Below are 14252 nucleotides of genomic sequence, written 5' to 3'. Positions count from 1 at the left end.
CCGGCGTGCGCCCGGGCCGGGCGCACGCCGGGCAGCCTACCCGGTCACTTGGACCGCACGGAGTCCCGTCGGCCTCACACCAGCGCCCGCCCGCTGAGCCGCGGTTCACCCGCCGAGGCCCCCACCCACACGGTCCGCCGCCCGGTGCCGAGCACCCAGCCGTGCCGCTCGGCGTTCCACGAGGAGAGCGTGCGCTCGTCGACGCGCACGGTGACCCGGCGCGACTCCCCCGCCTTGAGCGAGAGCCGCTGATAGCCGCCCAACACCCTTTCGGCCTGGTCGACTTGGAGGTCCGGCGAGGGACCCACGTAGACCTGCGGGATGTCGACCCCGTCCCGCCGTCCCGTGTTCCGCACGGTGAACACCACCTCAAGACCGTCCCCGGTCCGCGCCACCCCCAGCTCCTCGTACACGAAGGAGGTGTACGAGAGTCCGTGCCCGAACGGGAACAGCGGCCGCACGTCCTCGGCGTCGTACCAGCGGTGGCCGACGTGGACGCCCTCCGAGTACTCCTCGACGCCGTTCACGCCCGGGTAGCGGCGCGTGTCGCCCGCGACCGGGTGGTGGTCGTCGTCCACCGGGAAGGTCTGGGTGAGCCGTCCGCCGGGGTCGCAGTCGCCGAACAGGACGGCGGCGGTGGCGGCCGCGCCCTCCTGGCCCGGGTAGTACATCTGCAGCACGGCGGCGGTGCGCTCCAGCCACGGCATCGACGTCGAGGAGGAGGTGTTGAGGACGACGGTCGTACGGGGGTTCACCGCCGTCACCGCCTCGATCAGCCCGGCCTGGTGGCCGGGGAGCGCGAGGGTCGTGCGGTCCTGGTTCTCGGTGGCGTCCTCGTACGCGAAGAGCACGACGCTCTCCGCGGCCCGCGCAGCCTCCACGGCCTCGGCCACGTCCTGGGCGCGGGTCGCACCGGTGACGTGCCGCAGCCGGAACGTCTGCCCCTGGGCGCCGCCCTTCGCGGTGATCTCGACCCGGTGCTCTCCGGCGGTGAGATCGAGCGTCCTGCGGCGCACCGCGAGCCCGTCGGGCGCGGCCGACACCAGACCGCCCGCGAAGTACTCCGCGAGCCCGGTCGCCACCGGGAAGAGGTCGACGCCGTCGAGGAGCACCTTGGGACGCGTGCCCGAGTAGTGGATGACGAAGGTCCACTCGTCGTCGTCCTCGACGGTGAGCGTCCCCTCGTACGTCCAGGTCTTCCCGGCGGCGACCCGCTGGCCCTCCGGGTCGACGCCCTTCGTGAGCGCGTCCTCGGGCAGGGGCTTGCCGAAGAGGTCCTCGCCGAGCGCGTAGGACACCTGGGCGCCTTGTCCCGCGCGAGACTTGATGGCGTCCAGGGGGCGCTCGGCGTGGTCGGGGACGACGTGGGCGCTGCCGCCGCCGCTGACGAAGGGCAGCGAGCCGGTGGGGCCGACGACGGCGATGCTGCGGGCGGCCTCGCCGGTCAGGGGCAGCGTGCCGTTCCTGTTGTGCAGGAGGGTGGCGCCCGCCTTGGCGACCTCCAGGGCGACCGCCGCGCCCGCCGACGGGTTGCGGGCCGGGCGGGGCGGGGCGCTGCCGTCGAGCATCCCGAAGTCGTCCATGGTGGTGAGGATGCGACGTACCGCCCGGTCGACGTACTCCTCGGAGACGCTGCCGTTCTGGACGGCCGTCTTGAGCGCGGCCCCGAAGTACTTGCCGTTGGGCATCTCCATGTCGAGGCCCGCGGTGAGCGAGGCGACCGTGCTGTGGGCCGCGTGCCAGTCGGTCATCACCCAGCCCTCGAACCCCCAGCGGTCGCGGAGGATGCCGGTGAGGAGTTCCTTGCTCTCGCAGGCGTAGGTGCCGTTGACCTTGTTGTAGGCGCCCATGACCGCGCGGGCGCCGGCGCCGACGGCGGCCTCGAAGGCGCGCAGCTCGACCTCGTTGAGGGTCTGCTCGTCGACCCGTACGTCGATGGAGTCGCGGTCCTTCTCCTGGTTGTTCATCGCGTAGTGCTTGACGGTCGCGATGAGGCCCTCGCCCTGGATGCCCTTGATCTCCTCGGCCACGAGATCGGCGGAGAGCAGCGGGTCCTCGCTGAACGTCTCGAAGTTGCGGCCCGCGTACGGGGTGCGGATGAGGTTGACCATCGGGGAGAGCAGCACGTCCTGGCCGAGGGCGCGGCCCTCGCGGCCGATGACCTGGCCGTAGCGGCGGGCGAGGCCGGGGTCGAAGGCGGCGGCGAGCAGGACGGGCGCGGGCAGGGCGGTGGCGTGCTGCTTGACGCGGACTCCGGCGGGGCCGTCGGCGAGGCGCAGCGGCGGGATGCCGAGCCGTTCCACGCCGGGTACGTAACCGGCCTGGCCGAGGGCCTTGGGGTCGGTGGCGCCGTGCAGCAGGGAGAGTTTCTCGTCCAGGGTGAGCTTGGTGAGCAGTCCCTCGACGCGGGGGCCCGCGGCCGGTTGTCGCCGGGCGGCGGCCGCGTGCGCGAGGGACGGGGGCCCCGCGGTCGCGGCCAGGGCGACGGCGGTCGCGCCGCCCAGCAGGCGCAGGACGGACCGCCGGGACACGGTGTCGGACATGAGGCGTCACTCCTCGTTGGGTGCGGGCACGAGGAGGTGAACCGCGGGGGCGCGCGGGCGGCCGGTCCGGGGTAGACCTCCGGACACACCATGCGACAAAAGTGACTTAACACACCGTTAGGCACAACGGGCACGACGGAAACGTGTCGCGCCGTCGCACCTTGAGAGCATGCCGCGCCGCGCCGCGCCGCCGGGCCGGCCCGCCCAGGTCTCCGGCCCGCTCAGATCTCCGGGCCCGTGAGTGACTGCTCCGTCCAGATGATCTTGCCGTCCTGGGTGTAACGCGTGCCCCAGCGCTGGGTGAACTGGGAGACCAGGAACAGACCGCGGCCGCCCTCGTCGGTCGTCTTCGGGTGACGCAGGTGCGGGGCGGTGGGGCTGGCGTCCCAGACCTCGCAGACCAGCGTCCGCGACATGATCAGCCGCAGCCTTATCGGCCCGGAGGCGTGCCGGATGGCGTTGGTGACGAGTTCGCTGACGACGAGTTCGGTGGTGAAGGTCAGCTCGTCCAGGCCCCACTCGCACAGCTGCCGTGACGTCCGCTTGCGCACGTCGGCGACGGCCGCCGGGTCGCGCGGCAGCTCCCAGGACACCGTCCGTTCCGCGTCGAGGCGGCGGGCGCGGGCCATCAGCAGGACCACGTCGTCCGGCGGACGGGCCGGGACGAGCGCCTCCACCACGGCCTGGCAGCGGTCGTCGAGGCTCGGCGCCCGCCGTTCGAGCACCCGGCGCAGCCGCTCCCGGTCGGCGGCGGCGTCCCGCTGCGGCGCGGGCCCCTCGGCGGCGAGCAGGCCGTCGGTACACAGGGCGAGCACGCTGCCTTCCGCGAGCGGCAGTTCGACCGACTCGAAGGGCGGGCCGCCCACACCGAGCGCGGGGCCCGGCGGCAGCTCGGGGAAGTCGACCGTGCCGTCCGGGGCGACGATCACGGGCAGCCCGTGGCCCGCGGCGGCCATGGAGCACCGGCCGCCGACCGGGTCGTACACCGCGTACAGGCAGCTGGCGCCCTTGGCCCGTACGCCGTCGGCGCGCGGGGACGCTGCGGAGTCGTCCTCGTATCCGGCCCGGTCGACCAGGTCGTCGAGGTGGGCGAGCACCTCCTCGGGCGGCAGGTCCAGGTCGGCGAGGGTCTGCACGGCGGCCCTCAGCCGGCCCATGGCCGCGGCGGCCTCGATGCCGTGGCCGACGACGTCGCCCACCACCAGGGCGACGCGGGCGCCCGACAGCGGGATGACGTCGAACCAGTCGCCGCCGAGCCCGGTCAGCTCGTCGGCCGGGCGGTAGCAGGCGGCGACCTCCATCGCGTCCTGCTCGGGGAGCCGGTGCGGCAGCAGATGGCGCTGGAGCACGAGGGCCGCGTCGCGCTCCCGGGTGTAGCGGCGGGCGTTGTCGAGGCACAGGGCGGCGCGGCCGACGAACTCCTCGGCCAGGCCCAGGTCGTCCTGGTCGAAGGGGTCCTGCCGGTGGCGCCGGAAGAACGTGGTGATCCCGAGCATCGTGCCGCGGGCCCGCACCGGCACGATCATCGCGGTGTGCAGTCCGAGGTCGAGGAAGGTGGCGGCCCGGTCGCCCGCGATGCCCGTGGCCCACTCGGGGGCCAGCGGGTCGAGCCGCTCCTCGATCCAGGACGTGCCGCCGGTCAGCGCGCGGATCGGGGGTGCTTCGGGCAGGTAGGCGGCCACGTCGCCGATCGCGACCACTGCCTCGGGGACGCCCTCGTTCACCGACTGGTGGCCGGCCCGGCGCAGCGGCATGGCGTCCGTCCCGCTCAGCGGCCCGGAGACGGGCTCGCCCCCTTCGAGGACGGTCTCCAGCAGATCGACGGCGACGAAGTCCGCGAGTCCCGGAACCGCCACGTCGGCCAGCTCCTGGGCGGTGCGCATGACGTCCAGGGTGCGGCCGAGGCGCTTGCCTGCCTGGTCCAGGAGGGTGAGGCGTTGGCGGGCCCGGTAGCGCTCGGTGACGTCCACGACTGTGTAGTACACGCCGATCGGGTTGCCGTGGTCGTCGTCGAGCCGGGTGAACGACATCGCGTGGGCCGTGTCCCGGTGCGGCGCCGAGCGGACCGTACCGACGTGTTCGTAGCCGACGACGGCCTCGCCGGTCTCCAGGACCTGGCGCATCACGGACTCCAGGGCCCGGGCGTCCAGGCCCGGCTGGATGTCCGCGAGCCGTTTCCCGATCCGCTGGTGCGCGGGTCCGCCGCCGAACTGCTCCAGGGCCGCGTTCGACCACACGTACCGCAGGTCCGCGTCGACGATCGCTATGCCGATGGGTGAGTGCGAGGCCATCCGCTCCAGCACCGCGCGGCTCATGTCCCAGCCCGCGGCGCCGGTCGAGTCGGCGGCCAGGACCACCCAGCGCGGCGGGCCCTCCGCCGCCTCCACGGCCGGGACGACCCGTACCGTCGTGACGACGGGGTGTCCGTCCCGGTGGCGCACCGCGAGGAGCCCGGTCCAGCCGCCGTTGCGGCCGCAGCGGCGGGTCAGGTCGGGCAGGCGCGCGGCGTCCTCGGGCATCAGCAGGTCGGCCGCGGCGCGGCCGACGACCTCGGCCCGGCGGTAGCCGAACAGCTGCTCGGCGTCGCCGGTCCAGCCGGCCACCGCCATGCGCGCGTCCAGCAGCACCACCGCGGCGTCCGCCATGTCGAACCGCCGCCGCGTCACGCCGCTCTCCTCGCTCGTCGCCACTCTGATCCCCTCCGTTCCGGGGAGTGGTCCGTTCCCGTACGCCATGCTTTGTGCACCCGCGCGATACGGGCCCAACGTACCGCCGCGGCCGCCTTCCGACCCCGGCAGCCGCACCCGGTCAGGGGCGTACGAGCAGCTGAAAGTCGAACGTGTAGCGCGCGGCGCGGTAGACGTGGGTCCCGTACTCTACGGCCCGCCCGGTGTCGTCGTAGGCCGTGCGGCACATGGTGAGCAGCGCGGCTCCCTCCGGCTCGTCGAGCAGCGTCCCCTCGTCGGCGGTGGCGCAGCGGGCGCCCACGGTCTGGCGGGCGCTGTGCAGGGTGATTCCGGCGGCCCGCATCATCCGGTAGAGGCCCGTCGCCTCCAGCCGTTCGGTGTCCAGGTCGAGGAGCGTGGCGGGCAGGTAGTTGGTCAGGTGGGCGACGGGTTCGCCGTGGGTGGAGCGCAGCCGTTCGAGCATGATGACGTCCCGGCCCTCGGCGATGCCGAGGGCCGCGGCGACCTCCGGCGAGGCCGACTCGATCTCGTTGCGCAGCACCCGGGTGGCGGGGCTCTGTCCGGCCGCCGCCAGGTCGTCGTAGAGGCTGCTCAGTTCCAGCGAACGCCTGACCTGGCTGTGCACCACCTGGGTGCCGATGCCCCGGCGGCGCACCATCAGGCCCTTCTCCACCAGGGACTGGATGGCCTGGCGGACGGTCGGCCTGGACAGGCCGAGCCGGGCGGCGATGTCCACCTCGTTGCCCAGGAGGTTGCCCGGGGCGAGCGCCCCGTGCTCGATCGCGGACTCCAGTTGCTGGGCAAGCTGGTAGTAGAGCGGGATCGGGCTGCCCCGGTCCAGGGCGACCTCCAGGCTGTCGAACGCTGCGGCGTTCCCCGGACGTGCGGTTTCGGTCTCTGCCACGGAAGCCCCTCCCTTCACATGTCCGTCGTACGTGGCTTGCGGTCAGGTCCTGCCGGTCCCCCGGACGGCTTCGGTGAGGCCGTACCCGGGTCGGGCACGGCCTCCTTCGGGTGTGGCTTCCGTCAGGAGTTGCTGGGGAAGCCGAGGTTGATACCGCCGCCGTCGGCCGGGTCGGGCCAGCGGGTGGTGATGACCTTGCCCTGGGTGTAGAAGGCGATGCCGTCGTTGCCGTAGATGTGGTGGTCCCCGAAGAGGGAGTCCTTCCAGCCGCCGAACGAGTGGTAGCCGACGGGCACGGGGATCGGCACGTTGACGCCGACCATGCCGGCCTGGACCTCCAGCTGGAAGCGGCGGGCGGCGCCGCCGTCCCGGGTGAAGATCGCGGTGCCGTTGCCCCAGCGGGAGCTGTTGATCAGCGCGATGGCCTCGTCGTACGTCTCGGCGCGGACCACACAGAGCACCGGACCGAAGATCTCGTCCTTGTACGCGTCCGCGGTGACCGGCACCTTGTCGAGGAGCGAGACGCCGATGAAGAAGCCGTCCTCGTGGCCCGGGACGGTGAAGCCGGTGCCGTCCACGACGACCTCGGCGCCCTGGGCGGCCGCGCCCGTCACGTACGAGGCGACCTTGTCGCGGTGCTCGCGGGTGATGAGCGGGCCCATCTCGCTGGCCGCGTCGCTGCCGGGGCCGATCTTCAGGCCCTTGGCCCGCTCGGCGATCTTTCCGACCAGCTCGTCGCCGGTGTCGCCGACCGCGACGACGACGGACACGGCCATGCAGCGCTCGCCGGCCGAGCCGTACGCGGCGTTGATGGCCTGGTCGGCGGCGAAGTCCAGGTCGGCGTCGGGCAGCACGAGCATGTGGTTCTTGGCACCGCCGAGGGCCTGTACGCGCTTGCCGTGCTCGATGCCCTTGAGCTGGATGTACTTGGCGATGGGCGTGGAGCCGACGAAGGAGACGGCCGTGATGTCGGGGTGCTCCAGGAGGCGGTCCACGGCGACCTTGTCGCCCTGTACGACGTTGAGCACGCCGTCGGGGAGGCCCGCCTCGGAGGCGAGTTCGGCCAGCCGGTAGGAGGCGGAGGGGTCCTTCTCGCTCGGCTTGAGGACGAAGGTGTTGCCGCAGGCGATGGCCAGCGGGAACATCCACATCGGCACCATGGCCGGGAAGTTGAACGGCGTGATGCCCGCGACGACACCGAGGGGCTGGCGGATCGCGGCCACGTCGACGCGCGTGGAGACCTGCGTGGACAGCTCGCCCTTCACCAACTGCGGTACGGAACAGGCGAGTTCGACGATCTCCATGCCCCGGGCGACCTCGCCGAGCGCGTCCGAGTGCACCTTGCCGTGCTCGGCGGTGATCAGCTCGGCGATCTCGTCGCGGTGCGCGTCGAGCAGCTCGCGGTACTTGAAGAGGACGGTCGTGCGCTTGGCCAGCGAGGCGGTCCCCCAGCTGGCGAAGGCGGCCTTCGCGGAGGCGACGGCGGCGTCCACCTCGTCCACGGAGGCGAGGGGCACCTGCTTGTCCTGGGCGCCCGTGGCGGGGTTGTAGACGGGTCCGAAGCGGCCGGAGGCGCCCTCGACGGGCTTCCCCCCGATCCAGTGGTTCAGGTTCTTCATGGTGTGGATCCTTTTCGTGAGCGGAGGGAGGTCAGAGGTGGCGGCGGCGGTCGGCGACGCGCTCGTCGTACCGTTCGCGGGCGAGGGCGGCGGCTTCGCGGGAGGCGACCTCGGCGACCGGTACGTCCCACCAGGCCTCCGCGGCGGGGGCGGTGGGCGTCGGGTCGGTCTCGACGTACACGCACGTCGGCCGGTCCGAGGCGCGGGCCGTGGCCAGGGCGTCGCGCAGTTCGCGGACGGTCTTGGCGCGCAGGACGTCCATGCCGAGGCTGGCGGCGTTGGCGGCCAGGTCCACGGGCAGCGGGGCGCCGGTGAACGTTCCGTCGGCGGCCCGGTAGCGGTAGGCGGTGCCGAAGCGCTCGCCGCCCGTCTCCTCGGAGAGGCCGCCGATGGACGCGTACCCGTGGTTCTGGATCAGCACCAGGTTGACGGGCAGGCCCTCCTGGACGGCGGTGACGATCTCGGTGGGCATCATGAGGTACGTGCCGTCGCCGACCAGTGACCAGACGGCGATGCCGGGGGCGGCCTGCTGGACGCCGATGCCCGCCGGGATCTCGTAGCCCATGCAGGAGTAGCCGTACTCCAGGTGGTACTGGCGCGGGCTTCGAGCGCGCCAGAGCTTGTGCAGGTCGCCGGGGAGCGAGCCGGCCGCGTTGATGACGACGTCGTCGTCGCCGACCACGGCGTCCAGGGCGCCCAGGACCTGGGTCTGGGTGGGCACCGCGTGCTCGTCGTCCGCCCGGTAGACGGCGTCCACGACCTCCTCCCAGCGCTCCTTGCCCGCGCGGTACTCGGCCTCGTACGCCGCGTCCACACGGTGGCCGGACAGCGCCTCGGTGAGGGCCTCCAGACCGGCGCGGGCGTCGGCGACCAGGGTCCGCGCGCTCAGCTTGTGCGCGTCGAAGGCGGCCACGTTGAGGTTCACGAACCGCACGCCCGGCTCCTGGAAGAGCGTGGCGGAGGCGGTGGTGAAGTCGGTGTAGCGGGTGCCGACGCCGATGACCAGGTCGGCGGCGCGGGCCAGTTCGTCGGCGACGGCGGTGCCGGTGTGGCCGACGCCGCCGAGGTCCGCCGGGTGGTCGAAGCGCAGGGAGCCCTTGCCGGCCTGGGTGGACGCGACCGGGATGCCAGTGGCCTCCACGAACGCCTTGAGAGCCGGCTCGGCCTCGCTGTGGTGGATGCCGCCGCCCGCGACGATCAGGGGGCGCCGGGCGCCGCGTACGGCTTCCACGGCGGCCGCGAGCTCGGCCGGTTCGGGCGCCGGGCGGCGTACGTGCCAGATCCGGTCGGCGAAGAACTCCTCGGGCCAGTCGTACGCCTCGGCCTGGACGTCCTGCGGCAGGGCGAGGGTGACGGCGCCGGTCTCGACCGGGTCGGCGAGTACGCGCATCGCGTTCAGGGCGGAGGGGATCAGCGCCTCGGGGCGGGTGATCCGGTCGAAGTACCGGGAGACCGGGCGCAGGGTGTCGTTGACCGACAGGTCCGCCTCGACGGGGTGCTCCAGCTGCTGGAGCAGCGGGTCGGCGGCGCGGGTCGCGAAGTAGTCGCCTGGCAGGAGCAGCACCGGGAGGCGGTTGACCGTGGCCAGGGCCGCGCCGGTGACCAGGTTGGTGGCGCCCGGGCCGATGGAGGTGGTGACCGCCTGGGCGGAGAGCCGGTTCAGCTGGCGGGCGTGGCCGACGGCGGCGTGCACCATGGCCTGTTCGTTGCGGCCCTGGTGGAACGGCATGGTCTCCTCGCCGGCCTCCAGGAGCGCCTGGCCGATCCCGGCGACGTTGCCATGGCCGAAGATCCCCCAGGTGCCGGCGATCAGCCGGTGCCGTACGCCGTCGCGTTCGGTGTACTGCGCGGCCAGGAAACGCACCAGTGCCTGGGCGACGGTCAGGCGAAGGGTGGAGCGGCTCATCGGTTCCTCACTGGGTGGTTCGGGTCAGCCGGGGGTCGACGGGCTGGCTCGGCCAGGTGTCGCGGATCCAGGCGTGGTCGGGGTGGTCGCAGATCAGCCAGGCCCGGTCGGCGCCGGGGCCCGCCATGACGTTGAGGTAGTACATGTCGTGTCCGGGCGAGGCGATGGAGGGGCCGTGCCAGCCGTCCGGGATCAGGACGACGTCGCCGCCGCGCACCTCGGCGAGCACGTCGGTGCCGCTGCCGTGGCCGGACGGGGAGACCCGCTGGTAGCCGAGGCCGGGCGTGCCCTCGTGGTCGGCGATCTCGAAGTAGTAGATCTCCTCCAGCTCCGACTCCTCGCCGGGCCGGTTCTCGTCGTGCTTGTGCGGCGGGTACGAGGACCAGTTGCCGCCCGGGGTGATCACCTCGACCGCGATGAGCTTGTCGCACTCGAAGACCCCGGCCGCGCCGAAGTTGCGGACCATGCGCGAGCAGTTGCCGGTGCCGCGCAGCTCGACGGGTACGGACTCGGCGGACCCGTAGCGGGCCGGCAGGCGCCGGGAGCAGCGGGCCCCGGTGAGCGCGAAGCGCCCGCCGTCGGCCGAGGTGAGCGTCGCGGTCGCGTCGCGCGGGACGTACACGAGGTCGCTGGCACCGCTGAACACGCTGGCGCGGCCGCGCAGTTCGAACTCGTCGCGGCCGAAGTCGTCGACGACCGTGACGGCGCAGCCGCCACTGAGCGAGGTCACGATCCACTCGCTGTCCCCGGCGGTGAACAAGTGCGTGCCGCCGGGCGCCAGTTCGAGGACACGAAGGCTGGAGTGGTCCCAGCCGGCGCTCTCCGGGGTGACGTCCACGGCGTACGGGCCGCTCGCGGCCTTGCCCGCGGGCAGGTGGTGTGCGCTGGTCATGAAAGTGGGTTCCTTCCGGTCAGAGCAGGCCGACCGCGGTGTCCACCGCGGTCTCCACACTGCCCTCGGCGGGATAGAGCAGGGACCGGCCGACGACCAGGCCCTGGACGGTGGGCAGTCGCAGGGCCTTGCGCCATCTCTCGTACGCGCCCTCCTGGTCCCTGCCGACCTCGCCGCCGAGCAGGACGGCGGGCAGGGTCGAGGTCTCCAGCACGGCGGCCATGTCGTCCGGGTCGCTGGTGACGGGCAGTTTCAGCCAGGTGTAGGCGGACGTGCCGCCGAGTCCGGAGGTGATGGCGATGGAGCGGGTGACGGCCTCGGCGCTGAGGTCGTTGCGGACCGTTCCCTCGACGCGGCGGGAGATGAACGGCTCGACGAACACGGGAAGCCGGTGCGCGGCCATGTCGTCGATCGCGCGGGCCGTCGACTCCAGGGTGCTCAGCGAGCCGGGGTCGTCGTAGTCGATGCGCAGCAGCAGTTTGCCCGCGTCGAAGTTCAGCCGGGCCATGTCCTCGGCGCGGTGTCCGGTGAACCGGTCGTCCATCTCGAAGACCGCACCGGCCAGGCCGCCGCGGTTCATGGAGCCCATGACGACCTTGTTCTCCAGCGCGCCGAGCAGGAGCAGGTCGTCCAGGATGTCGGCGGTGGCGAGCACCCCGTCCACGCCCGGCCGTGACAGCGCGACGCACAGGCGCTCCAGCAGGTCGGCGCGGTTGGCCATCGCCAGCCTGCGGTCGCCGACTGCGAGCGCGCCGCGTGCCGGGTGGTCGGCCGCCACGATCATCAGGCGGCCGCTGTCGCCGACGAGGGGCCGCCGGGCACGGCGGGCGGCCGCTTCGGCCACCGCCTCCGGGTGCCGGGCGCGCACCCTGACGAGGTCGGGGATGGTGATGCTCAAGGGTTGGCTCCGTTCAGGGGTGGCGCGTCAGGCGCGGGAGGCGACGAGATCCTCGACCTCGGCGGCGGTCGGCATCGCGGAGGAGCAGGCGAGGCGGGAGGCGACCAGGGCGCCGGCCGCGTTGGCGTACCGCATCGTCTTCTCCAGCTCCCAGCCGGCCAGCAGTCCGTGACAGAGCGAGCCGCCGAACGCGTCGCCCGCGCCGAGGCCGTTGACCACCTCGACGGGTACGGGCGGCACTTCCGCGGTGGTGCCGTCGCGGTGGACGGCGAGGACGCCCTTGGGGCCCTGCTTGACGACGGCCAGTTCCACGCCCGCTTCGAGGAGGGCCTCGGCGCAGGCGCGCGGCTCGCGGACGCCGGTGGCGACCGCGCACTCCTCAAGGTTGCCGACGGCGACCGTGACATGCCGCAGGGCCTCGGCGTAGTACGGGCGTGCCTCGGCCGGGTTCTTCCAGAACATGGGGCGCCAGTCGAGGTCGAAGACGGTGGTGCCGGCCTTGTCGCGCGCCTTGAGGGCCGCGAGCGTGGCGGAGCGGCTGGGCTCCTCGCTCAGACCGGTGCCGGTGATCCAGAAGATCTTCGCCGCCCGGACGGCGAAGAAGTCCAGCTCGTCGGTGCGGATCTCCAGGTCGGGCGCCTTGGGCTGCCGGTAGAAGTACAGCGGGAAGTCGTCGGGCGGGAAGATCTCACAGAACGTGACCGGCGTCGGGTACGCCTCGACGGGGGTGACCCACCGGTCGTCGACCCCGAACTCCTTGAGAGCCTGGTGCAGATAGGCTCCGAAGGGATCATCGCCGGTTCGGGTGACGATCGCCGTGGAACGGCCGAGACGGGCCGCGGCGACCGCCACGTTGGCCGCCGAGCCACCGAGGAACTTGCCGAAGGTTTCCACCCGCGCGAGCGGCACTCCGGTCTGCAGAGGGTAGAGATCGACCCCGATGCGACCCATGGTGATCAGGTCGAAGGACTCGGTCATACGCGTCGCTCCTCGTGGTGGCTGCGGGCTCCCGGGGGTGCGGGATGCAGGGGACCGGTGTGTCCTAGGTGTAAGACCGAGGTCGAGCCATGTCAAGACTTTGTACTTACATTCTCACGTCGTCGTGAAATGATGTCTTAACAAAGTATTGACAGCGGGGTCCGTCAGGCACTTACATCCCCTCCCAACAGCACAGCCGAATTTGTCGGTACGCGGCCCTGCGGTCTCCTTCCGTACGGGCCGAAGGACCGGGCATCCCGCCCGGGCCGCTGCCCCTGCTCCCTTTCTTCTCTCGCACAGTGAGGTGCCGGAAAGATGGACCGCACGTCTCGCCCCCGTTCCCGCAGATTCGCCCTCGTCGCCGCGGCCGCGGCGGCGGCCCTGATAGTCACCGGCTGTTCCAGCGACTCCGGCGGCAAGAAGGCCGAGGAGGACGCGGGCAACGGGTCTGCCGGCAAAGCCGACACCCCCCGCATGAAGGTCGCGATGATCACCCACGCGGCCCCCGGCGACACCTTCTGGGACCTCGTCCGCAAGGGAGCGCAAACCGCCGCCGCCAAGGACAACGTCGAATTGGTGTACTCCAACAGCCCCGACTCGGCGAAGCAGGCCAACCTGGTCCAGAACGCGATCGACCAGAAGGTCGACGGCATCGCGGTCACCCTCTCCAAGCCGGACGCCATGAAGGACGTCGTCGCCAAGGCGAAGAAGGCCGGCATCCCGGTCGTCGGCCTCAACGGAGGCATCGACGACTGGAAGGAGCAGGGACTCCTGGAGTACTTCGGCCAGGACGAGTTCGTCGCCGGTGAGGCCTTCGGCGAGAAGCTCAACGAGCTCGGCGCGGAGAACAACATCTGCGTCATCCACGAGCAGGGCAGCGTCTCCCTGGAGGCCCGCTGTTCCGGTGTGAAGAAGACGTTCAAGGGCAAGACCACGACGCTCAACGTGAACGGCACGAACATGCCGGCCGTGAAGTCGACGATCAACGCCAAGCTCAAGCAGGACACGTCGATCGACTACGTGGTCACGCTCGGCGCTCCGTTCGCCCTGACCGCGGTGGAGTCCGTGGACGACGCCGGCAGCAAGGCGAAGGTGGCGACGTTCGACCTGAACAAGGAGATGGTCAAGGCCGTCGAGGACGGCGACATCGAGTTCGCCGTGGACCAGCAGCCGTATCTGCAGGGCTACCTGTCGGTGGACTCCCTGTGGCTCTACAAGACCAACGGCAACTTCAGTGGCGGTGGCCAGGAGCCGGTGCTGACCGGCCCGGCGTTCGTCGACAAGTCCAACGTCGAAGCCATCGCGAAGTTCGCCGCGAAAGGCACTCGGTGATCCCCATGCCCCAGGCAACGGCACCGGCGACGAGTTCCTCGTCGCCGGCTCCGCCGGCCGCCCCCAAGGACGGCCGGACCTCGGAACGCTCCCTGGCCCGCAGGCTGGCGGCCCGTCCCGAAATCGGCGCGCTCATCGCGGCGATCGCCGTGTACGCCTTCTTCTTCGCGGTCGCTTCCCCGTTCCGCGAGGCCAGCTCCCTGGCCAACGTGCTGTACGAGTCCTCGGTGATGGGCATCATGGCCCTGCCGGTGGCCCTGTTGATGATCGGCGGAGAGTTCGACCTGTCCGCCGGTGTGGCCGTGACCACCTCGGCCCTGACGGCCAGCATGTGGAGCTTCCAGCTCTCCATGAACGTGTGGACAGGCGTCATCGTCGCCCTCGTCGTCTCCCTGGCGATCGGCGCGTTCAACGGCTACCTGCTCGTACGTACCGGGCTGCCGTCGTTCCTGATCACGCTGGGGTCGTTCCTGATCCTTCAGGGCGCCAACCT

General features: G+C 71.9%; 10 protein-coding genes. 2 read left to right on the top strand and 8 right to left on the bottom strand.

Going from position 1 to position 14252, the window contains the following annotated elements:
• Positions 1 to 74: 74 nt before the first annotated feature.
• The 8 genes from ACH4YP_RS21510 to iolC form a co-directional block, all read right to left on the bottom strand.
• Positions 75 to 2543, bottom strand: coding sequence for a beta-glucosidase (locus tag ACH4YP_RS21510; RefSeq protein WP_398491844.1), 2469 nt, complete (start codon positions 2541 to 2543; stop codon positions 75 to 77).
• Between the two features lie 221 nt (positions 2544 to 2764).
• Complete coding sequence (locus ACH4YP_RS21505; protein ID WP_398491842.1) at positions 2765 to 5233, bottom strand: SpoIIE family protein phosphatase; 2469 nt, start codon at positions 5231 to 5233, stop codon at positions 2765 to 2767.
• A 118-nt stretch (positions 5234 to 5351) separates the two neighbouring features.
• Positions 5352 to 6134, bottom strand: a complete 783-nt coding sequence (locus ACH4YP_RS21500; protein WP_361054628.1) for a GntR family transcriptional regulator — start codon at positions 6132 to 6134, stop codon at positions 5352 to 5354.
• A 122-nt stretch (positions 6135 to 6256) separates the two neighbouring features.
• Entirely contained in the window at positions 6257 to 7753 is a 1497-nt protein-coding gene (locus ACH4YP_RS21495) for a CoA-acylating methylmalonate-semialdehyde dehydrogenase (RefSeq protein WP_398491840.1), read from the bottom strand.
• 31 nt (positions 7754 to 7784) lie between these two features.
• Positions 7785 to 9659 carry a 3D-(3,5/4)-trihydroxycyclohexane-1,2-dione acylhydrolase (decyclizing) gene (gene iolD / locus ACH4YP_RS21490; protein ID WP_398491838.1) on the bottom strand — a complete coding sequence of 625 codons (1875 nt, stop codon included), beginning with the start codon at positions 9657 to 9659 and terminating at the stop codon, positions 7785 to 7787.
• A 7-nt stretch (positions 9660 to 9666) separates the two neighbouring features.
• Positions 9667 to 10551, bottom strand: coding sequence for a 5-deoxy-glucuronate isomerase (gene iolB / locus ACH4YP_RS21485; protein WP_398491836.1), 885 nt, complete (start codon positions 10549 to 10551; stop codon positions 9667 to 9669).
• Positions 10552 to 10570: 19 nt separating this feature from the next.
• Entirely contained in the window at positions 10571 to 11449 is an 879-nt protein-coding gene (locus ACH4YP_RS21480) for a deoxyribose-phosphate aldolase (RefSeq protein WP_361054617.1), read from the bottom strand.
• A 27-nt stretch (positions 11450 to 11476) separates the two neighbouring features.
• Positions 11477 to 12427 carry a 5-dehydro-2-deoxygluconokinase gene (gene iolC / locus ACH4YP_RS21475; RefSeq protein ID WP_398491834.1) on the bottom strand — a complete coding sequence of 317 codons (951 nt, stop codon included), beginning with the start codon at positions 12425 to 12427 and terminating at the stop codon, positions 11477 to 11479.
• A gap of 315 nt (positions 12428 to 12742) precedes the next feature.
• On the opposite strand from iolC, the gene ACH4YP_RS21470 reads away from it, so the two are divergent.
• Both ACH4YP_RS21470 and ACH4YP_RS21465 read left to right on the top strand, forming a co-directional pair.
• Positions 12743 to 13759, top strand: a complete 1017-nt coding sequence (locus ACH4YP_RS21470; protein WP_398491832.1) for a sugar ABC transporter substrate-binding protein — start codon at positions 12743 to 12745, stop codon at positions 13757 to 13759.
• A 5-nt stretch (positions 13760 to 13764) separates the two neighbouring features.
• Positions 13765 to 14252: ABC transporter permease (locus ACH4YP_RS21465; protein WP_398491830.1), on the top strand; the 488-nt coding region annotated here is incomplete at its 3' end.

This window comes from Streptomyces sp. NPDC020747 (genome assembly GCF_044334695.1).
In the GTDB taxonomy this organism is placed as follows: domain Bacteria; phylum Actinomycetota; class Actinomycetes; order Streptomycetales; family Streptomycetaceae; genus Streptomyces.
This window is presented reverse-complemented; position numbering and strand designations above follow the sequence as displayed.